The 21813-nt window shown below is 68.8% G+C and carries 11 protein-coding genes; 7 read left to right on the top strand and 4 right to left on the bottom strand.

Features of this window, described 5'->3' with window-relative positions; translation table 11 throughout:
• The first annotated feature begins 58 nt into the window (after positions 1–58).
• From LTV02_RS18635 to LTV02_RS18625, 3 genes are read left to right on the top strand one after another with little or no spacing between them, the layout of a single operon-like run.
• On the top strand, positions 59–493 hold the full coding sequence (locus tag LTV02_RS18635; RefSeq protein ID WP_233041179.1) for a hypothetical protein: 435 nt from the start codon (positions 59–61) through the stop codon (positions 491–493).
• The gene (locus LTV02_RS18630; RefSeq protein ID WP_067721470.1) at positions 490–1290 is read left to right on the top strand and encodes an isoprenyl transferase; all 801 of its coding nucleotides are present in this window, start codon (positions 490–492) and stop codon (positions 1288–1290) included. The genes LTV02_RS18635 and LTV02_RS18630 overlap by 4 nt, the downstream gene beginning before the upstream one ends.
• Positions 1287–1694, top strand: a complete 408-nt coding sequence (locus LTV02_RS18625) for a YbjN domain-containing protein (RefSeq protein WP_067721471.1) — start codon at positions 1287–1289, stop codon at positions 1692–1694. Before LTV02_RS18630 ends, LTV02_RS18625 begins: the two co-directional genes overlap by 4 nt.
• 51 nt (positions 1695–1745) lie before the next feature.
• Here the strand turns inward: LTV02_RS18625 and LTV02_RS18620 are convergent, their stop codons facing one another.
• Positions 1746–2735, bottom strand: a complete 990-nt coding sequence (locus LTV02_RS18620) for a hypothetical protein (protein WP_233041178.1) — start codon at positions 2733–2735, stop codon at positions 1746–1748.
• A gap of 103 nt (positions 2736–2838) precedes the next feature.
• Positions 2839–3456 (bottom strand): TetR/AcrR family transcriptional regulator, encoded by a 618-nt coding sequence (locus LTV02_RS18615; protein WP_233041177.1) that lies wholly within the window; start codon positions 3454–3456, stop codon positions 2839–2841.
• Positions 3457–3558: 102 nt separating this feature from the next.
• On the opposite strand from LTV02_RS18615, the gene LTV02_RS18610 reads away from it, so the two are divergent.
• The gene (locus LTV02_RS18610; RefSeq protein ID WP_233041176.1) at positions 3559–4530 is read left to right on the top strand and encodes a hypothetical protein; all 972 of its coding nucleotides are present in this window, start codon (positions 3559–3561) and stop codon (positions 4528–4530) included.
• A gap of 73 nt (positions 4531–4603) precedes the next feature.
• On the opposite strand, the gene LTV02_RS18605 is transcribed toward LTV02_RS18610, so the two are convergent.
• Together LTV02_RS18605 and LTV02_RS18600 are read right to left on the bottom strand one after the other, a co-directional pair.
• Positions 4604–5017, bottom strand: coding sequence for a Fur family transcriptional regulator (locus LTV02_RS18605; protein WP_067721475.1), 414 nt, complete (start codon positions 5015–5017; stop codon positions 4604–4606).
• Positions 5018–5020: 3 nt separating this feature from the next.
• Positions 5021–5320, bottom strand: coding sequence for an ArsR/SmtB family transcription factor (locus LTV02_RS18600; protein WP_067721488.1), 300 nt, complete (start codon positions 5318–5320; stop codon positions 5021–5023).
• A 334-nt stretch (positions 5321–5654) separates the two neighbouring features.
• Between LTV02_RS18600 and LTV02_RS18595 the strand changes: the two genes are divergently transcribed.
• The 3 genes from LTV02_RS18595 to LTV02_RS18585 all read left to right on the top strand — a co-directional run bounded on the left by LTV02_RS18595 (position 5655) and on the right by LTV02_RS18585 (position 21721).
• Complete coding sequence (locus tag LTV02_RS18595; protein WP_067721476.1) at positions 5655–7046, top strand: glycine--tRNA ligase; 1392 nt, start codon at positions 5655–5657, stop codon at positions 7044–7046.
• 194 nt (positions 7047–7240) lie between these two features.
• Positions 7241–7951 carry a DUF6875 domain-containing protein gene (locus tag LTV02_RS18590; RefSeq protein ID WP_233041175.1) on the top strand — a complete coding sequence of 237 codons (711 nt, stop codon included), beginning with the start codon at positions 7241–7243 and terminating at the stop codon, positions 7949–7951.
• A 6-nt stretch (positions 7952–7957) separates the two neighbouring features.
• Positions 7958–21721 (top strand): non-ribosomal peptide synthetase, encoded by a 13764-nt coding sequence (locus tag LTV02_RS18585; protein WP_233041174.1) that lies wholly within the window; start codon positions 7958–7960, stop codon positions 21719–21721.
• The last annotated feature ends 92 nt before the right edge of the window (positions 21722–21813 follow it).

Genomic DNA, 21813 nt, shown 5'->3' with positions numbered 1-21813 from the left:
GATGCTCCGGTGAGGTAAGCGTTCGGATTCCGGAGCGCCAAGGCGCAGCGTGGAGTTCATGAACGAGACCTTCGAATCAGCGTCCCCGAACCCGAATTCGCCCCGGCCCGGCGGTGGCCCGTACCCCCGGTGGTACCACTCCGGTCTGGCCGTCACGGTCGGCGCGGCGTTCGCGGTGCACAGTCTGGTTCCCCACTTCGCGACAACGCTCATGGTCCTGCTGCTGACCGTGGCTCCGCTGGTGCTCTCGCGAGCGGTGCAGCGCCAGACCGGCATGGATCCGTACGTACACCGGTACTCGGTGCGCGAAACCCAGCTGTATCTGGCGCTGACATTCGCGCTTCTGATCTTGGTCGGTGCGGGGGCGCTGGTGCAGGTGTTCTTCCACTTCCGCTGGACGTGGGCCGTCTGCGGCATCGTGGCCGGCGCGGCGCTCTGGGTGGCGGGACCTCGAATCGACGGCGCGGCATCGTCGGGCAGGATAGGGGCGTGATCGGTAACCGCAGCAAGTCCGAAGCCGGGGCGACACGTACCGTGCGCCCGCCGTCGCCGCATCCGTCGGGGGCCACGCCGCCCAATATTCCGGCGGAGTTCGTGCCCAGGCATGTGGCGCTGGTGATGGACGGCAACGGGCGCTGGGCGCAGGAGCGCGGGCTGCCGCGGACCGCGGGGCACGAGCGGGGCGAGGCCGTGCTCATGGATGCGGTGGAGGGGTGCATCGAGATCGGGGTGAAGTGGCTGTCCGCCTATGCGTTCTCCACGGAGAACTGGCGGCGCTCGCCCGATGAGGTGCGGTTCCTCATGGGGTTCAACCGGGATGTCATCCGGCGGCGGCGGGACGAGATGAACGAGATGGGGGTGCGGGTGCGCTGGGCGGGGCGGCGACCGCGCCTGTGGCGCAGCGTCATCAAGGAATTGGAGGTCGCGGAGGAGCTGACCAAGGACAATTCGGTGATGACCTTGACCATGTGCGTGAATTACGGCGGGCGGGCCGAGATCGCCGATGCCGCACGGGAGATCGCGCGGCGGGTGGCGGCGGGGGAGCTGGATCCGGAGAAGATCAACGAGACGACCTTCGCGCAGTATCTGGACGAACCGGATATGCCGGATGTGGATCTGTTCCTGCGGCCCTCGGGTGAGCTGCGCAGCTCGAACTTCCTGATCTGGCAGGCCGCCTACGCCGAATTCGTCTACCAGCACACGCTTTTCCCGGACTTCGATCGCCGCAACCTGTGGGACGCCTGCCTGGAATACGCCAAGCGGGATCGCCGGTTCGGAGGCGTGAAGTGAGCGACGCCCCTACTTCCGCCGAGGAACTCCAGGCGCGCGCCGGAGCCGTCCTGGCCAATTACGACGTGAACGTGCGCGTCGAAGGCGGCGGGCTGGACTTCACCTTCGATGGCGCGCTGTGCTCGCTGCGCGGGGTGAATCTGGCTCCCGGCCTGGATGTGCTGACCCTGACCAGCGTGCTGGCCTGGGATCGGCCGCTGAAGGCGCAATTGCACAAGAAGGTCGCCGACCGCAATGCGGAATTGCAGTTCGGCTCGATCACCGTCATCACCCGCGGTCAGCAGGCGGATGTGATGCTGCGCTACACCTTCCCGGCCGCCGGCCTGGACGACGAAGCGCTGGCCACCATGCTGCTGCTCGTGCTGTCCGGCGTCGCCCGCGCGCGCAAGGGGCTGGTGCCGTAAAGGGTTCGCGCCCCCGGGGTGTGGGGCGTGTGCCCCACACCCGCCGCGCACTCAGGCGACGTTGATCACCAGGGTGGCCGGTGCCGCACCACCGTTGCCGAGCGCCTTGTTGTTGTAGCTCAGCGTGTAGGTCCCCGTCCCCGGCGCGGGTAGCACGAACACCACCGGCGTCAGCACCTCGATGGTCCGGCTTTCCGAGGACAGCAGCTCGTTCACATTGCTGCGGTCGTCCGCCGCGATGGTCCCCGCCGAGGTCTCCAGTTTGAAGTCGTCGTCCCACACGTTGTATCCGCCTGCCGCGCAACCGGTTCCGCAGGTCAGCTTGAAGTTCAGCGCGACGGTCATCTTGCCGTTCTCGCCCTTCTTGTAGCTGGGCGCGAGTTCCCCGCCGGTGATCTCGACGGTGATCGGCGCCTGCACCAGCTTTCCGGACACGGTCAGGGCCTTGGGCTGAATGCTCTCGGCCTTGGCGGACGCCGCGAGCGGGAACTTGGTCTGATTGTCCTGGCCCTGGCCGAACACCACGCTCACCATATCGAGGAGATGCTCGAAGTCGCTGGTCTGCGGGACCGTCGTGGAGATGGTCCCGGCGGCCGAACCCTTACCGGGAACGGTGGGGATGTCGTAGTTGGCGACATTGTCGACCTTGCCGCCGATCTGTAGAAACACGATCGAGGAGTCCACGGCGGTGGCCTTCCCCGTGTTGTTCTTGTAGGTCAGATCGATGCGCAGCTTGGAGTTCTCGTTGGGTCCGCCGGACACCACGGTGGCCTTGTTGACGGTGATGGTGAACCCGTCCCACCAGCCCGTTTTGCCGATTTCGCGCACCACCGACTGCCCCGCGCTCGCGGTCCCGGAACCGGCGGTAGCGCTCACATTCCGTTGTGCCGCAGCGGTTCCGCCCGGATCGTGCGCTGAATGATCTTCCTTCTTGTTGCAGGCCGCCAAGACCAGCGGTGCGATGCCGAGCAGCAAGATCGCCGCTAATCGTGTGATGCGGCGGTGCTCGGACACCTGGGCCGAGTTCCGTGTGCTGAACACATTGCCTCCCGTTCAATGTGACGATGCGGTCCTTATCGGGACCGGCGACATTCGAACACATTCCCGCGCCGCCCGCATCCCAAGTTCAGTCCCCTGAGCAGTATCAACCTGCCGTGGCCGCGACATGCCGGTAACCCGGCAAGAGTTGTTCGACGCCGCGCGCGAAGGTCTCCGGGTCGGTGTCGCCGAGGATCAGGTATTGCAGGATGAACCCGGGTAGTAGCCCGAGCAACGCCATCGCCACCGCGTCGAGATCGGTATCCGGTGGGAGCCAGCCACTTTCGCGCATCCGCTCGGCGTACTCCCGCCACAGCCGCCGGATGCCGCCGATATTGGTGCGCACGTAGTCGGCGATATTCGGGTCGGTGAGGGCCAGCGCCCACGCCTGCGGGATCAGCCGGACCGGTCCGTCCGGTTCGCTCAATCGGACGATGGTCGTGGCGATGGTCCGGATGAGTTCCGGGGGAGTGGGCAGCGGATCGCTGTAGACGGCCTCGGTGAGCGCGGCCCGCAGATCGACGGTGGCCTCGGTGGTGAGCGCCGCGATGATGTCGTCCTTGGACTTGAAGTACCGGTACACCGCGCCCGCCGAGAGCCCGGATTCGGTGAAAACGTCCTGCATGGTGGTGGTGTGCAGGCCCTTGCGGGCGAAGCACGACTGCGCCGCGTCGAGGATCTGCTGCCGGCGTCGTTCCAGGTGCTCTTCACTGACTCTGGGCATGCCATCAAAGTAAAACGAATATCCGTTCTTGACAAGGTGACAGCTGGATGTCAGGGTTGTCCCAACAAAGAACGAACATTCGCTTTTCTTGGGGAGTGCCTGATGAACATCACCCAGCGCGCAGCCGCCCTCGGCCTGGTGGCCGCCCTCATCCAGGCGATCATGCTGATCGCCTTCGCCTGGCCCGCCGCCAATGTGGGGCCGCGTGATCTGCCCGTCGCGGTCGCCGGACCGCAGGCCGGAGTGGTCGCCCAGAAGCTCGGCGAGCGGGACGCGGACGCCTTCGACATCCGCACCGTCGCGGACGCCGCCGCGGCGCAGGCCGCCATCGAGTCCCGGGACGTGTACGGCGCCATCGTCACCGGCGACGGCCAGCCCCGCGTAATGGTCGCCTCCGCCGCCAGCCCGATGGTGGCGCAACAGCTTTCGGCCATCGCCCAGCAGCTGTCGGGCACTCCGGCGGCCGCCGTGCAGGACGTGGTCGCGGCCGATTCCGATGACCCGCGCGGCGCCGGTTTCGGTGCGATGGTGCTGCCCCTGGTCATGTCCTGCATCGCCGCGGGCGTCCTGCTGACCCTGCTGATCCCGAACGTGGCTGCCCGCGGCGCCGGCCTGCTGACCTTCGCGATCGCCGGCGGCCTGCTCAGCATGACCATCGTGCAGGGCTGGTTGTCGCTGCTGCCCGGCTCGTACCTGACCCTGGCCGCCGTCGCGGGACTGGTCTCCTTCGCGGTCGCCGGTACGGTCGTGGGCCTGGCCGCCGCCATCGGCCGGGCGGGCATCGGCATCGCGGCGCTGACCATGCTGCTGGTCGCGAACCCGTTCTCCGCGGCCACGTCCGCGCCGGAACTGCTGCCGCAGCCGTGGGGGACGATCGGCCAGCTGATGCCGCCGGGGGCCGCCGCCACCCTGTTCCGCTCGGTCGCCTACTTCGATCAGGCTTCGATCGCCGGCCCGCTCGCGGTGCTGCTGGTGTGGGCGGTCGCCGGGGCGGCGCTGCTCGGCATCGGATACCTGCGCACCACACGCCCGGCCCCCGCGGTGGTGGAACCGGAGTTGGTGCCCGCCGCCTGACCGGGCCGGTCCATACCCGAAAAGCGAAGTGCCCCTTGCGTGATACGCAAGGGGCACCGCTCGTTTCCGGGTATCAGCCCTGCGCGGCGGAGCACTCCCGGCAGGTGCCGAAGATCTCCATGGTGTGGCTGATATCGGTGAAACCGTGTTCGGCCGCGATGGAATCGGCCCAGGCTTCCACGGTCGGGCCCTCGACCTCGACGGTGCGCCCGCAATGCCGGCACACCAGATGGTGATGGTGCCCGGTCGAGCACTGCCGGTACACCGATTCCCCGGTGTCCGTGCGCAATACGTCGACCAGCCCGGCCTCGGCCAGTGATTGCAGGGTCCGGTAGACGGTGGTCAGCCCGATGCCCTCACCGCGCTTGCGCAGCTCGTCGTGCAACTCCTGCGCCGAGCGGAATTCGTCGATATCCGACAGCAGGGCGGCGATGGCGCTGCGCTGGCGGGTGCTGCGCACGCCGACCGTCTTCTCGGTTGTTCCCACGGATCACCCTTCCTCGGCGTGGGCGACGGCATCGATGACGATGTGCGCCAGATGCTCGTCGACAAGTTCGTAGATCACTTCGCGGCCGGTGCGCTCGCCGCGGACCACGCCCGCCGACTTGAGGATCCGCAGGTGCTGGGAGATCAACGGCTGGGTCACCCCGAGGGTGTCGACGAGTTCGTGGACGCATCTCGGGGATTCACGGAGCTGGAGGACGATGGCGATGCGCACCGGCGCGGCCAGTGCGCGCAGCAGCTCGCCCGCGGAATCGAGAATGTTCCGCGATGGGACCGCCGGCGGCATCGGAGACCGGTAAGGATAGGGATCGTGCGGGATCGCTGCCGGGGCTTCGGTGGCGACATGCGAGCGCCGCAGTGGGGCACCGCTATCCGTGGTCATCAGTACCAACTCCTTATTGGAAACCGATGCCATTCTTATATGCAAGGGTGCGCATGTCAATCCGACACTCCCTGACCCTCAGGGCTTCGCCCCCGAACCCCCGCGGGTGGGGATCGGCCGCCCACCCCGCCATGCCCGGCCCGCCGCTCCTGCGGCGGGCCAGGGAAAAATGACGTGACCCCGCCAGATAGGCTGGATGCATCCCTGCAATCTTCCGGACCGGATGGAGATATCCAGAGTGGCACCCAAGTCGAAGGTGGACACCGTCGCCAACCTCGCCAAGCGTCGGGGCCTGGTGTACCCGAGTGGCGAGATCTATGGCGGTACGCGATCGGCGTGGGATTACGGGCCGCTGGGTGTCGAGCTCAAGGAGAACATCAAGCGCCAGTGGTGGCGGTCCATGGTGACCAGCCGCGACGATGTGGTCGGCCTCGACTCGTCGATCATCCTGCCGCGCCAGGTGTGGGTCGCCTCCGGTCACGTCGCGGTGTTCAACGATCCGCTGGTGGAATGCCTCAACTGCCACAAGCGGCACCGGCAGGACCACCTGCAGGAGGCGTACGCCGAGAAGCACAAGATCGACGACCCGGACTCGGTGTCCATGGAACTCATCGTGTGCCCCGACTGCGGCACCGTGGGCAAGTGGACCGAGCCCAAGGACTTCAACATGATGCTGAAGACCTACCTGGGCCCGGTCGAATCCGAAGAGGGCATGCACTACCTGCGCCCGGAGACCGCGCAGGGCATCTTCGTGAACTACAAGAACGTCGAGACCACCGCGCGCAAGAAGCCGCCGTTCGGCATCGCGCAGATCGGCAAGTCGTTCCGCAACGAGATCACCCCCGGCAACTTCATCTTCCGCACCCGCGAGTTCGAGCAGATGGAGATGGAGTTCTTCGTCAAGCCGGGTGAAGACGAGCAGTGGCATCAGTACTGGATCGACACCCGCCTGGCCTGGTACACCGACCTGGGCATCGATCCGGAGAACCTGCGGCTGTACGAGCACCCGAAGGAGAAGCTGTCCCACTACTCCACCCGCACGGTGGACATCGAGTACCGCTTCCGCTTCGCGGGCAGCGAGTGGGGCGAGCTCGAAGGCGTGGCCAACCGCACCGACTTCGACCTGAAGACCCACTCCGAGCATTCGGGCCAGGATCTGAGCTTCTTCGATCAGACCGCCGGCGAGCGCTTCACGCCGTACGTGATCGAGCCCGCGGCCGGTCTGACCCGATCGCTGATGGCCTTCCTGGTCGACGCGTACCACGTCGAGCAGGTGCCGACGGCCAAGGGCGGCGTGGAGGATCGCATCACGCTGCGCCTGGATCACCGCCTGGCTCCGGTCAAGGCGGCGGTGCTGCCGCTCTCGCGCAATGCCGAGCTGTCGCCGAAGGCGAAGGATCTGGCGGCGCAGCTGCGCAAGAACTGGAACATCGAGTTCGACGACGCCGGCGCCATCGGCCGCCGCTACCGCCGTCAGGACGAGATCGGCACCCCGTACTGCATCACGGTGGACTTCGACACCCTCGAGGATCACGCGGTCACCGTGCGCGAGCGCGACTCGATGGCGCAGGAGCGGATCGCGCTTGATCAAGTAGAGGGCTACCTGGCTACTCGCCTGCTCGGCGCGTAATTCCAGCTGTCTCAGAAAGACCGGTCATAGATTGACCGGTCTTTTCTTTATTCGCGTGCCCCCCGAATTTGGGGCGGTATAGCGAAATTGGGTAGGCCGCTACTCGTGTTAACGACCCATGACCAGGGCACTATTTATATATGTACGAGCACGGCGCGGGGGCGCTGGTGCTTGTCGATCTGCCGAGGTGAGTCATGAGCGAGCGTGTTATCGGCCCCCGCTCGGGGCTGCAATGGGTATCACTGGGGGACACCGGATCCTCTTGTCCCGCTGCCCGATCCACGGTAGCGGAATTTCGATCTTGGGCAGATTCGTTTCTGACCCAGCCGCATGACGATTTGGGACGCGACGGGCCCGTGTGTCCGTACGTACGTCCTTCTATCCGCCGCGATCTGCTGTGGTTGGCGCAGGTACCGGCCGCCGCGCCGAGACGGGTCTGGGTGCGCGCCATCATCGAGGACGCACTGGAGCTGTATCCGGAACTGCCCACCGGGAACGGCAGTTCCACGTCGGTGCTGCGCGGACTGGTGACGGTCTTCCCGAATTTGACCGACTATTCCTTGATCGATGAGATGCACAACGAATTCAAGAGCAAATTCGTCGAGCGCGGAACGATGTTCGGGCAATTCTACCCGGGATGCGATCAACCCGGCTTGTGGAACAAGGACTTTCGGCCGTTGGACGCGCCGATGCCGATGTTGGTGGTGCGTAGCATGATGACAACGGATTTCCCCTTCCTGGTCGATCGCCGCGAATGGATGGACGCATATGTGCGCAAGTTCGCACCGATGCTGCCCGCGCACGTCCGTTCGGTAATGGTGGCGCGCTTGACTTCTCGCCCGGACAGCTATGTTCCGGCCTATCGCGAGGCGCCGGACGATTCGTGCGCGACCGGCAGACGGTGACCGGCCATGACGCGCGAACTCGCTGCAGAACAGACCGCGACGGTGTTCCCGCTGTCCCCGGCGCAGCACGGCATGTGGCTTGCGCAGCAACTGGATCCGAGCGTGCCGCTGGCCGAAGCGCAGTACATCGAGATGCGGGGGCCGCTGAACCTGGCGGCGCTGCGTGACGCGGGCAAGCTCGCGGGGCGCGAATTCGGTTCCGGCGTGCTGCGATTGGCCGAGATCGAGGGCCGCCCGTACCAGGTGGTGGACCCCAATCTGGTGCCCGCCGTGGGCTTCCTGGACTTCCGGGACCGGCCCGATCCGATCGCGGCGGCCCTGGACTGGATGCGCGCCGACGCGGCCGCGCCCATCGACCTGCTAGGGGCACAAGCCGGTATCTCAACCGTCATTCGGGTCGGACAGGACCATCACCTGTGGTACACCCGAGCACACCACATCCTCATCGATGGATTCGGTTCGGTGACCATGCTCTACCGGGTCGCCGAGCTGTACAACGCCGCGGTGCACGGGCAGATGGCGCCTCCCGGCACCGCGGCGTCCCTGCTCGACGTGCACGAGGCGGAGCTGGCCTACCGGGATTCCACCCGGTTCGCCGGCGACGAGCGGTATTGGCGGGAGACCACCGCCGGGATGCCGCGGCGGTGCAGCCTGGTGGCCGCCACCGCACCCGCGTGCGCGCTCGGGCGGGAGGCGCGCGCCGAACTGTCCCCGGCGACGGCCACGGGCCTGGAGAGCGCCGCCGAGCGCTTCGGCACCAGCCCCGCCACCTTGGTGATGGCGGCCGTCGCGCTGTACTACGCGCGGCTCACCGGCACCGAGGACGTGGTGCTGAGCCTGCCGGTGTCCGGGCGCACCACGGCCGTGCTGCGCCGCTCCGGCGGCATGGTGTCCAATGTGGTGCCGCTGCGGGTGCGCGTGCCGCGCGACGGGACCGTGGGTGCGGTGGTGGACGCGGTGCGGGTGGCGGCCTCCGGGGCGTTGCGGCATCAGCGTTTCCGGCACGAGGACATGCGCTTCGAGGACGCGGACGCCGGTGCGGAGCTCTCCCGCGGCTTCGTCGGCCCGGTCATCAACATCATGCTGTTCCCCGCGCCCATCGGGTTCGCGGGCTTGGAGACCAACCTGAACGTGCTCACCTCGGGCCCGATCGAGGACCTGTTCGTCAACTTCTACCAGCACGGCGCGGGCGCGCCGATCCACGTCGACTTCGCCGCGAATCCCCGCCTGTACGACGAGCATTCGCTCACCCGCCACCATCGCCGATTCCTGGCCGTGCTGGACTCCCTGCTGGCGGCGGACGCGGAAGGGGCTGTCGCCGAACTCGACTACTGGACCGCCGACGAACGCGCCCTGCTGGCGGGCGCGCACGGTGCGCCCGCACCCGAACCCATGCTGCTGCCCGAGATCCTCGCGGCGGGGCTGGAACGCGCGGGAGCGGACGGTATCGCGGTCGTCGCGGGGGACCGCCGGCTGACTTACGCTGAGCTGGACGCGGTCTCGAACCGCCTGGCGCGAATGTTATTGCGCACCAAGCTCGATAGCTCCGGCGGGCCCTCCGGGAGCATCGGCGTGGGCCCGGAATCCGCCGTACTGATGGCCCTGCCCCGTTCTGCCGAAGCCATGGTGGCGCTGTGGGCTATCGCCAAAACCGGCGCTGCCTTCGTACCGCTCGGCACCGGCCTGCCCGGTGAACGCGTCGAGCGAATCGCCGCCGAATGCGGTGCCCGCCTCGGCCTCGCATTCGAAGCGAAGATCGCGGACCTGCCCGGCTCCGTACACTGGATCGCGGTGGACACTGTGCTGTCCGAACGAGTGCGGCCCGATCGGACAGCTGGTGAGCGGGCCGCGGATACGCGCGGCGTGTCAGGTCATGCTGAGCAGTCCCTCGAAGTAGAGCTCACCCCTGGAGCCCGGAAGTCGGGTGGCGAGCGCGCGGCAACCGCGGCTTCGACGGACGGATACGGGCCGGATCCCGATGTGCTGGAGCCAAATACGGCGCCCGGACCGACCGGCCGAGTGCACGGGGCGGTCGATGCGGAACAGGCCGCCGGGCTGGACGATTACTCGGCGCTGAAGCCGGCTGAATTGCGTGGGCCGGTGCGGGTGGGCAATCCGGCGTACATCGTGTTCACCTCCGGGTCTACCGGGGTGCCCAAAGGCGTTGTGGTGACTCACGCCGGGTTGTCCGGTCTGGCCGCGGCGATCGTCGCGGCGTATCGGGTCGCGCCGGGGGCGCGGGTGTTGCAGTGCTTGAACCCGAGTTTCGATGCGTCGGTGCTGGAATGGCTGATGGCGTTCGCTTCCGGGACGACTCTGGTCGTGGCCGAGGCGGATCCGGTGGTCGGAGACGAATTGGCTCGGCTGGTACGGGATTTCGGTATCACGCAGGTGTGTTCCACGCCCGCGGTGCTGTCGACGCTGGAGCCGGATGCACTCGACGGGGTGCGGGCGGTGTCCTCCGGTGGGGAGCCGACGCCGCCGGATATCGTGGCGCGCTTCGGGATCGGGCGGGTTCTGCTGAACTCGTACGGTCCGAGCGAATCCACGGTGGCGGTCACCTACACTTCCGGGCTGGTGCCCGGTGAGAACGCCGGACTGGGCGATCCCATACCCGGCGCGGGGATGCTGGTGCTGGACCGCTGGCTGCGGCCGGTGGCGACCGGGGTCGCGGGGGAGCTGTACGTGACCGGGCCGGGCGTGGCGCGCGGTTATGTGGGACGTCCGGCCTTGACCGCCGAGCGGTTCGTTCCGGCGCTGTCCGGCCCGCCCGGCAGCCGCATGTATCGCACCGGAGATCTGGTGCGCTGGACCGAATCCGGTGTGCTGGAGTACGTGGGCCGCGGCGACTTCCAGGTGAAATTGCGCGGCATGCGGATCGAGCTGGGCGAGATCGACGCCGCGCTGCACGCCCACCCCGATGTGGAGATCGCGGTGACGGTGGCGCGTCCGGCGGCCGGGGGCGGCGCGACCTTGCTCGCGGCGTATGTCGTCCCGCACGCGGGCGCGACGCTCACCGAAGCGAACCTGCTCGACCATGCCGCGCGCCGTCTCCCGCCCTACATGGTGCCCGCGACCGTGACCGTGCTCGGCGCGCTCCCGCTCACCGCCAACGGCAAAGTGGATCGCCGCGCGCTCCCGGAACCCACTGCCGCCCAGCACATATCGCATCGTGCGGCGTCCACCGCCACCGAACGCGCACTGTGCGCCCTCTTCGCCGAGGCGCTCGGCGTGCCCGACATCGACCCTGACGCATCCTTCTTCGCCCTGGGCGGCGATTCGATCATGGCCATCACCCTGGTGTCCCGTGCTCGCGCCACCGGTCTGTCCTTCTCGGCCCGCGATGTCTTCGAGCACCGCACCCCCGCCGCCCTGGCGGCCGTGGTCATCCAACTCGACGACCGCCCCGCCCAGCTCCCCGAACTCCCCGGCGGCGGCATCGGCCGCCTGCCCCTCACCCCGGTCGCCACCTGGCTGCTGGCCCGCCCCGGCTGGCAGCACTTCGCCCAATCGATGATCGTCCGCCTCCCCATCGGCGTCGAACCCGCCGCCCTGCACCGCACCCTCGAGGCCCTCCTCGACCGCCACGACCTGCTGCGCGCCCGAGTGGTCGACGGCGAGTCCGGCCCCGAACTGGAAGTCCCCCCGATCGGCCTGACCGACGTCGAGCCGCTCCTCATCCGAATCGACTGCACCGCAACCGAAGCTACGGCCGCGACTGCGAGATCCGATTCCGACGGCGGCGACGCCAGGTCTGCCGTGCGCCGACCAGCTGCGGATGTAGCCGGTGATTCCACAACAAACGGGAACGGAAGCGCAGCACCCACTACGCCGAGCGCTGCTGGGGTAGCAGCCGACGACGTCGTCGAGCGGTCGCTGGCGGATGCGGTGGCCCGGCTGGATCCGCGGGCCGGGCGGATGATCGCGCTGGCTTGGCTGGATGCGGGTGCGGGGGTGCCGGGGCGTTTGGTGGTCGCGGTTCATCATCTGGCTTGCGATGCGGTCTCGTGGCGGATTCTGTTGCCGGACTTGATGTCGGCGTGGGCGCAGGCGCAGGCCGGTGCGGTTCCGGAGTTGCCGCCCGTCGGTACCTCGGTGCGGACGTGGGCGTACGCGCTTCAGGCCGTGGCGGAAGCACGTACCCCCGCAACGGATTCACCGACACTCGAAGGCGGGGTCGCCACTTCCGAACCCAGAGACGGGGATTCAGCGGCCGAAGCCGAGTGGCCGATAGGGGAACTCGACTATTGGCGTGGGGTGTTGGCGGCTGATCCGCTGGTGGGTCGGCGGCGATTGGATGCGCGGGTCGATACGCACGGGGCGGCGAGGCGGATCGAGGTGGAGGTGCCGGTTGCTGCCTCGGAGGCGCTGGTGGCGGGTATCGCGGGGGCTTTCCGGTGTGGGGTGGAGGAGGCGCTGCTCACCGCGTTGACGGTGGCGCTGGCGCGGCGGCGGTCGGCGCGGGGGCGGCTGGCCGATGCGGCGGAGGCCGTGGTGGTGATGGTGGAGCGGCACGGGCGGGACGAGTCCCTGGTGCCGGGGGCGGAGCTGTCGCGGACAGTGGGTTGGTTCACCGCGCCGGTGCCGATGCGGTTGGGGCCGGTGGTGATCGATTCGGCGGCAACGGCTTTGAAGACGGTCAAGGAGCAGGTGCGCGGGGTGCCGCGCGGCGGACTCGGGTTCGGGTTGTTGCGGTATCTGAACGGTGAGACGGGGGCCGTGCTGGCGGAACTGCCGGAGCCGCAGGTCGGGTTCAACTATCTGGGGCAGATTCCGGATGTCGAGGCCGAGGGGGACTGGCTGCCGGTCTCGATGGCGGATCGGCTGGGCGGGCACGCGGATCCGGAGATGCCGTTGGCGGCGGTGCTGGCCGTGGACGCCGTCACCTTGGAATCTGCTGCGGGGCAGCGGATCAAGGCGATCTGGCAGTTCTCCGACGGCGCCTTGTTCACCGGTGAGGCGCGGGCGCTCGCGAGCGAATGGGTGACGGTGGTCGAGGAGCTCGCCGCGCTGGTGAGCGACCCGAAGGCGGGCGGGTTCACGCCCGCCGATCTGCCGCTGCTGGCCACCACGCAGCGCGAGATCAACAGTTGGGAAAGACATTACGGGCGACTCGACGATGTGCTGCCGTTGACGCCGTTGCAGCGCGGACTGTGGTTCCAGGCGCAGCTGGCGGACGGCGCGTCCGACGGGTATTCGGTGCAGGCGGTCATCGATGTGGAGGCCGACCTCGAACCCGATCGCCTGCGGGCCGCCGCCGACGCGCTGGTGCGCCGCCACCAGGTCTTGCGGTCCGCGTTCGTGACCTCGGGCGACCGTGCGGTGCAGGTGATTTCGGCGCATGCGCACGCCCCTTGTACGTTCCTGGAATCCTTCGGTGCCACCGCTGCCGAACTGGACGAGATCGCGGCCCGTGAACTGCGAACGCCCTTCGATGTCGCAGAAGCCCCGTTGCTGCGGTTCCTATGCATAGCGTTGGGGGACAGGCGATTCCGGATCGTCATCACCAATCATCACCTGATTCTCGACGGCTGGTCCATGCCGATCCTGTTCGCCGAGCTGGTCGGACTCTACGAAACACGCGGCGACGACAGCGGTTTCGCCCAACCGGTACCCTTCACGCGATACCTGGAATGGCAGTCCACCCGAGACCGGGAACGCGCCGTACAAGCATGGTCGGCGGCCTTGAACGGCCTGCCGGGACCGACGCTCGTCGCACCGGCCGCACCCCGGGCCGATGCCGCGACCGCCCCGGTAGCCCATGAAATCCCGTTGCGCACCGAAACGGTCGAGCAGCTCCGCGCCACCGCCGCCGCCTGCCAGGTCACCCTCAACACCCTCGTCCAGGCCGCCTGGGCGCTCCAGCTGTCCGAGCTGACCGGCTCCGCCGATATCGTCTTCGGCGCGACGGTCTCCGGCCGCCCGCCGGAACTGCCCGGCGCGGAAGGCATGATCGGCATGCTGGTCAACACCGTCCCGGTCCGCATCGCCCTCGACCCGGCCGAACCGGTGGCGGAGCTGCTCACCCGCGTGCAGCGCGAACAGGCCGCTCTCGCCGAGCACCAGTTCCTCGGCCTCGACGAAATCCATTCCCGCACCGGCCTCGGACCACTGTTCGATACGGCCACGGTCTTCGAGTCCTACCCGGTCGACACGGCTTCGCTCACCGCCGCCACCCGGCGCGCGGATCTGACCGTCACCGATATCCGGACCTTCGACGGCACCCACTACCCGCTGTCCCTGGCCACCTACGCGGGAACCGGTCTGCGCTTCGAACTGACCCGCTCACCGCGCTATTTCACTGCGGCACAGGCCGAATCGATCTGCGCCCGGTTCGCCAGGCTGCTGACGGCGCTCACCGAGAACCCGGCCCGCCGGACCTCCGCCCTGCGCGGCATCGACCTGGATGCTGCCGCAGTCCGGCAGGGCGAGCCCGCACAACCCGTCCGCCTGCTGCCCGACCTCCTCACCGGCACCGCCACGCCCGATACCGTGGCGGTTGTCGCCACGGGCGGCATCACCGGCTCGCTGACCTACGAAGAGCTGGACAGCCGATCGAATCGGTTGGCGCGCAAATTGATCCGCGATGGTGCAGGCCCTGGCACAGCGGTCATGGTGGCCCTGCCCAGATCCATCGAATCGATGGTCGCCCTGTGGGCGGTCGCCAAGACCGGTGCCGCATTCGTCCCGGTAGACACTGCGCAACCGGCGAGCCGGACCACTGCCATGGCATCGGAATGCGCTGCGGTACTCGGCATCACGGCCGATCGCTTCGAAACAGATCTACCGGAAAATCTCCGCTGGTTGCGCATGGACGACCCGGAATTCGAAGCCTCCGTCAGCGCGATGCGATCGTCCGCGCTGACCGACGCCGACCGTCCGACACCCTTGCACCCCGCCCACGCCGCCTACCTAGTCTTCACCTCCGGCTCCACCGGCACCCCGAAGGGCGTGGTGGTCACCCACGACGGCCTCGCCGATATGGCCGCCGCCACCGCGCACAACTGCCGATTCACCCGCGACTCCCAGGTCATGCACTGCCTGAACCCCGCCTTCGACGCCGCGATCCTGGTCTGGCTGTCCACCTTCGCCGCCGGCGGCACCCTGGTCCTCGCCGCCCCGGACGCCAATGCGGGCGCGGAACTGTCCGCCGCCATCCTGGAAAGCGCTGCGACACACCTGATCTGCACGCCCACCGTGCTGTCCACCCTCGACCCGAACACCCTCGACACCGTCCGGACCATCGTCACCGGCGCGGAAACCTGCCCGCCCGCCCTGATCCGCCGCCTGTCCGCCGATCGCATCCTGGTGAACTCCTACGGCCCCGCCGAAACCACCATCGCCGCCGGCTTCGGCGACCCGATGACCCCCGAAACCGGCGGTCTCATCGGCACGCCCGTGCCCGGCGCGACGCTCCTGCTGCTGGACGACTGGCTGCGCCCCGTGCCGGTCGGCGCGATCGGCGAACTGTACGTCCGGGGCCCCGGCGTAGCCCAGGGCTATGCGAGCCGCCCCGGTCTCACCGCCGCCCGTTTCATCGCCGACCCGTTCGCGCCGGGCTCCCGCCTGTACCGCACCGGCGACCTGATGCGCTGCACCCCGGCCGGATTCGAATACGTCGGCCGCTCCGACTTCCAGGTGAAGATCCGCGGTATCCGCGTCGAACCCGGCGAGGTCGACGCCGCTCTGCTGACCCATCCGGACGTGACCGCCGCCGTCACCATCGCCCACCGGCCGGCCACCGGCGCCACAGCACTGTGCTCCTACGTGACCACCCCGGTTACCGATTTGTCCGCCGGCGAACTCATCGGCGAGCTGACCGCATGGCTCGGGCAGCGCCTACCCCGGTACCTGGTGCCGTCGAGCATCCAGGTGCTGACGGAGATGCCCCGCACCCGCAGCGGCAAGATCGATACCCGGGCGCTCCCGGAACCCGTTGTCGCACTGGCGGATTACGTCGAACCGGCAGGCGACGAGGTCCTGATCGCCGCCACCTTCGCCGAGGTCCTCGGCCACGACCGGGTCGGCGCCCGCGACGACTTCTTCGCCCTCGGCGGCGATTCCCTGATCGCCACCCGCGTGGCGTCCCGCCTGACCGCCGACCTGCACACCCCCGTACCCGTCCGCCTGCTGTTCGAAGCGCCGACCGTCGCCGAGCTGGCCCGCCGCATCAACTCCGGCACCGCCACCACCGAACCCGCGCTGCTCCCGCTACCCCGCCGGCAGACCGAACCACTGTCCCCCGCCCAACAGCGCATGTGGTTCGTCAACCGCTACGACCCATCCTCCCCGGCCTACAACGTCCCGGTCGCCCTGCGCCTTTCCGGCCACCTGGACCTCACGGCCCTGCGTTCGGCCCTCTACGACGTAATCAGCCGCCACGAAACCCTCCGCACGGTCTACCCCGACATCGACGGCGTAGGCGTGCAGCGCATTCTCGATGCCTCGGCCGTCGAACTGGACCTGGACCCCACGCCGATCACCCCCGCCGAACTTCCCGCCGCGATCGCGGAAACGATCGGCACCGGCTTCGACGTCACCGCGGCGGTACCCCTGCGGCTGCGCGTATTCCAGCTCGACAGCCCCGCACCCGGCGGAGACGAGTATGTGATCGTGCTGGTCGCCCATCACATCGCGACCGACGGTTTCTCCATGGCGCCGCTGACCCGTGACGTCGTGGCCGCGTATGCCACGCGTGCGGCGGGTGAAACGCCACGGTGGGAGCCGCTGCCGGTGCAGTACGCCGACTACGCGCGCTGGCAGCTCGCTCGGCTCGGCAGTGCTGATGATCCGGAGTCGTTGCAGGCCACGCAGATCGAGTTCTGGGCTCGTGAGCTGGCGGGGCTGCCGGATCACGTCGATCTGCCGTCGGATCGGCCCCGGCCCGCGCGGGCCTCGCATCGCGCCGGGGAGTGCGTGGTGCGGGTGGATCGCGAGGTGAGCGCCGCGCTGGAACGGTGTGCGCGGGAGCATCGGGCCACGCCGTTCATGGTGATGCACGCCGCGCTGGCGGTGCTGCTGGCGCGTGCGAGCGGCAGCGACGACGTGGTGATCGGCACGCCGGTGGCCGGGCGCGGGGTGCGCGAGCTGGATGATCTGGTCGGGATGTTCGTCAATACGCTGGTGTTGCGCACCGGGATTCGAGGCGGGGAAACGTTCGGGGACCTGCTGGGACGGGTACGGGATGCCGACCTGGCGGCATTCGAGCACGCCGATGTACCGTTCGAACGGCTGGTGGAGGTGCTCGCGCCCGCGCGTTCGGAGGCGCGGCATCCGATCACACAGGTGATGCTGGTCTTCCAGAATCTCGCCATGCCCCGGCTGGAGATGCCGGGCGCCACCGTCACGCCGTTGGAGTTGCCGCAGACCAACAGTCGCTTCGATCTGAGCCTCACCGTGGTCGGTGACCCGGAGGGCCTGCAATTGCGCTGGTGCTACGCGACCGATCTGTTCGACGAGCCCACGGTGGTCGCTTTCGGTGCACGGCTGGTCCGGCTACTGACCGCGGTAATCGCGGAAACCGCTGTGCCGGTGGGTGATATCGATCTTCTGACCGATGCGGAACGGGCGGTACTGCGCGCCGGAAATCCCCCCGCGGCCGCGCCGCGCACGCTGGCGGAATTGATGCGCGATGCCGTAGTCGCGAATCCGGACGGCGTCGCAGTGGTGTGCGCGGATCGCCGGCTGACCTACCGGGAACTCGATGCGCGTGCGGAGCAATTGGCGCACGGGTTGCGATCAGCGGGCGCCGGACCGGAAACCCTGGTGGCAGTGGGTATCCCGCGCTCGATCGAATCGATCGTGGCGGTGTGGGCCATTGCCCGGACCGGTGCGGCCTTCGTGCCCGTGGACCCCGCCTACCCGGCCGATCGCATCGCCCGCATCGTCGACGTCTCCGGCGTCCGGCTCGGCCTGACGGTGACGGCGGAACGCGATCGGCTGCCGGGGACGGTGGATTGGCGCTGCGTGGACGAGCCGACAGGTGATCCGGCGTCCACCGGATCGGCCGCGGCCCGGGTGCGACCCGAGAACCCCGCCTACGTGATCTTCACATCGGGTTCGACGGGCGCACCCAAGGGCGTGGTCGTCACCCACGCCGGACTGGCGAATCTCGCGGTGGCACAGCGTGATCGCGACGGCATCGACGCCGATTCGCGCGTACTGCACGTGGCCTCGCCGAGCTTCGACGCCTCGGTCCTGGAACTCGTGATGGCGGTGAGCGCGGGCGCCACCCTGGTGATCGCGCCGCCGACCGTCTTCGCCGGACCCGACCTGGCGGAACTGCTGGCAAGGGAACGGGTTTCGCACATCGCGATCACACCCTCGGCCCTGGCCACCGTGAACCCGGCCGGTCTGACGCGGCTGCGGATGATCATCACCGGCGGCGAACCCTGCCCGCCGGAACTGGTGTCCGCGTGGAACGTGCCGGGCCGCAACCATTTCAACGACTACGGTCCGACCGAGACCACGGTGTGGGCCACCGGCAGCGACCCCCTCGGGCCCGGCGACCCGATCACCATCGGCACGGCCGCACCCGGCATGCGGGCCATGGTGCTCGACGACCGGCTGCGCGCGGTCCCCGACGGCGTGGTGGGGGAGCTCTACCTGGCCGGCATCGCCCTGGCGCGCGGCTATCACGGCCGCAGCGACCTGACCTCGGCGCGATTCCTGGCCGACCCGTACGGTGCGCCGGGCGAACGCATGTACCGCACCGGCGACCTGGTGCGGCGGCGCGGCAACGGCCTGGAATATCTGGGCCGCACCGACACCCAGGTCAAACTGCGCGGCCTGCGTATCGAACTCGGTGATGTGGAGGCCGCGCTGACCGCCGATCCCGCCATCGCCCAGGCGGTGGCGCTGGTCCGGGCAGACGATCGCGGCGGCATGCTCGTCGGGTACGCGGTGCCCGCACCGGGTGCGAAGCCCGACCCGGCCGAGCTGAAGAAGGCGGTGGCCCAACGGGTTCCGTCCTATCTGGTCCCCGCGGTCATCATGCTGCTGGACGCGCTGCCGCGCACCGCCAACGGCAAGCTGGACCGCGCAGCCCTGCCCGCCCCGGAACGCTCCACCGCGGCCCGGCAGGCCCCGCACGGCTCCGACGAGCAGGCCGTGGCCGCCGTCTTCGCCGAAGTGCTCGGCATCGAACAGGTCTGGCGTGATGACGACTTCTTCGCCCTCGGCGGCAACTCACTGATCGCGACCCGCGTGGTGGCCCGGCTCGGCGCCGCCCTGGACACGGCGATCCCGGTCCGAGCCCTCTTCGACGCCCCGACCGTCGCCGAACTCGCCGCCTACCTCGCCGCGGGCGGCGCGAGCGATCGCCCCCGCCCCGGCCCGCGTCCCCGCCCCGAGCGCATTCCCCTGTCGGCGGCCCAGCAGCGCATGTGGTTCCTCAACCGCTACGACCCGTCCTCACCGGTCTACAACATTCCCGGCGCGTTCGAAATCGAAGGCGCACTGGATATCTCGGCGCTCCACGCGGCCGTCTCGGATGTCATCGCCCGGCACGAGACGCTGCGCACCATCTACCCGGCGGGCCCGGACGGCCTGCCGGATCAGCGGATACTGCCCGCCGGACCGCCCCCGGTCATCGAAATCGAAGTGCCGGAGAGCGAAGTCGCCGAAGCCCTCACCGAACAGCTCGCGGTGGGCTTCGACGTCACCCGCGAAACCCCGCTGCGCGTGTGCGTACTGCACGTCTCCGCCGAACGCACCATCCTGGGTATGGCCGTGCACCACATCGCCGCCGACGGCTGGTCGATGGCCCCGCTGGCCCGAGACATCCTGTCCGCCTTCGCCGGCCGCACCGGGGGACAACCACCGGCCTGGACCGAACTGCCGCTGCAATACGCCGACTACGCCCTGTGGCAGCGCGAACTGCTCGGCGATGACACCGACCCCGCGAGCCTCGCCCACCGGCAACTGGACTTCTGGCGCACCCGCCTGGACGGCCTGCCGCCGGTGCACGCCCTGCCGCTCGACCGGCCCCGCCCCACGCTCCCGTCGGGTGTCGGCGACCAGATCCAATTCACCGTCCCCGCAACAGTTCACGACGAAATGCAGGTCCTCGCCAGAACGCACGGCGCGAGTCCGTTCATGGTCGTGCACGCGGCCCTGTCCGTCCTGCTCGCCCGGCTCTCCGGCACCCCGGACATCGCTCTCGGCACCGTCGTGGCCGGTCGCGGCGACGGCGAATTCGATGACCTGGTCGGCATGTTCGTCAATACGGTCGTCCTGCGCACCCACATCGATCCCGCCGCCGATTTCGCCGCCACCCTGGATGCCGTGCGCGCCGACGACCTGGCCGTCTACGGCAATCTGGACCTGCCGTTCGAACGCCTGGTGGAAGCGCTCGCCCCCGCCCGTTCGACCGCCCACCACCCGCTGTTCCAGGTCCTGCTGGCATTCCAGAACCTGGAAATGCCCGCAACGGAACTGTCCGGCTTGATGATTCGCCCCCTGACCGCTCCCGCACCCGGTTCGAAATTCGACCTGGAGTGGATGCTGGCCGAACAGTTCGGCCCGGACGGCACACCGGCGGGCATCACCGGCACCCTGACCTTCGCCACCGACTTGTTCGACCGCGCCACAGCGCAAGCCATGGCTGACAACCTGCTGTCCCTGCTGACCGCATTCACCACCGCCCCCGACGCTCCCGTCGGCGACATCGCGGTCTCGGACGCCCTGCCGCCCCTCACCGCGGACACCGCACCCCGGGTCGCCCCCGCCCCCGAGCCCCGCCATCACGTCTACCGCGCCCCGCGCACCGAAACCGAACGCCTCCTCACCACCGCGTTCGAGACCGTCCTGGAGCACCCGCGAATCGGCGTGGACGACAACTTCTTCGACGCCGGCGGCAACTCCATGGCCGCCGTGCAACTGGTCTCCCAGGTGCGCGAAAGCACCGGCGTACCGCTGCCCCTGCAATGGATGTTCCTCGACCCGACCCCCGCCGCCCTGGCGCGCCGTCTCACCGAGGCCGTCGCGCAACCGGGCGCGGAGACCTCGTTCCGGGTGCTGCTCCCGATGCGCTCCGGCGGCGGCGACCCGGGCCTGTTCTGCATCCATCCGGCCGTCGGATTGGCCTGGTGCTACGGCGGTTTGGTGCGCCACATCGACCGCGAACGCCCCGTCTACGGCCTGCAATCGCCGGGCGTGGTGGACGGCGGCACCGCCGACCGCACCATCCACGAACTGGCGGTCCGCTACGCCGAGGAGATCCGGAGCGTGCAGCCGCAGGGCCCGTACCATCTGCTCGGCTATTCGGCCGGCGGCCCGATCGCGCACGCCGTGGCGATCGAATTGCGCCGCCGCGGCGCCGAAGTCCCATCCCTGATCATGATGGATGCCCGCGCCGACGTCGCGGTCACCGATGACGGCGACCTGCCGCCGCTGGCCGTGCTGCTCGCCGAATTCGGCGGCATCGACGTACCGCCCGAGCACGCCGACCTCACCCCCGACACCGCCGCCGAACTGCTCACCGCGGCCGGCATCTCCCTCACCGCGACCGATTTGGAGCACTTCTACAGCGATATGCGGCATCTGCTGCGCCAGCTCTCGACGCATCGCCCCGAGGTTTTCGACGGCGAACTGCTGTTCTTCACCGCCTCCGGCAATCCCGAATCCGTTCCGAACGTGGACACCTGGCGGCCCTATATCGGCGGGCCGGTCCACGATCATCGCCTCGCCTACGAGCACAATCGCCTGATCACGCCCGAGGCGTGGGCCGAGATCGGCCCGCTGATCGACGCCTATCTGCACCGCGACTAGCCGGACCGGCGCATTTCCGCCGCACGAAACCCGCTGGGACACCCGCGCGCTGGGGAAGAATGGCAGTGACAAATCGGGGAGTGACGGAAGGT

It is taken from the genome of Nocardia yamanashiensis, assembly GCF_021183565.1.
Taxonomy (GTDB): Bacteria; Actinomycetota; Actinomycetes; order Mycobacteriales; family Mycobacteriaceae; genus Nocardia; species Nocardia yamanashiensis.
The sequence above is the reverse complement of the archived record's forward strand: the minus strand, read 5'-3'. Positions and strand labels throughout refer to the sequence as shown.

What these genes read in the sequence shown, in the direction of transcription:
- LTV02_RS18590 (WP_233041175.1), top strand. Translation starts at nt 7,241, where the DNA reads ATGAGCGAGCGTGTTATCGGCCCCCGCTCGGGGCTGCAATGGGTATCA.
- LTV02_RS18635 (WP_233041179.1), top strand. Translation starts at nt 59, where the DNA reads ATGAACGAGACCTTCGAATCAGCGTCCCCGAACCCGAATTCGCCCCGG.
- LTV02_RS18615 (WP_233041177.1), bottom strand. Translation starts at nt 3,456, where the DNA reads ATGCCCAGAGTCAGTGAAGAGCACCTGGAACGACGCCGGCAGCAGATC.
- LTV02_RS18585 (WP_233041174.1), top strand. Translation starts at nt 7,958, where the DNA reads ATGACGCGCGAACTCGCTGCAGAACAGACCGCGACGGTGTTCCCGCTG.
- LTV02_RS18600 (WP_067721488.1), bottom strand. Translation starts at nt 5,320, where the DNA reads ATGCCGCCGGCGGTCCCATCGCGGAACATTCTCGATTCCGCGGGCGAG.
- LTV02_RS18610 (WP_233041176.1), top strand. Translation starts at nt 3,559, where the DNA reads ATGAACATCACCCAGCGCGCAGCCGCCCTCGGCCTGGTGGCCGCCCTC.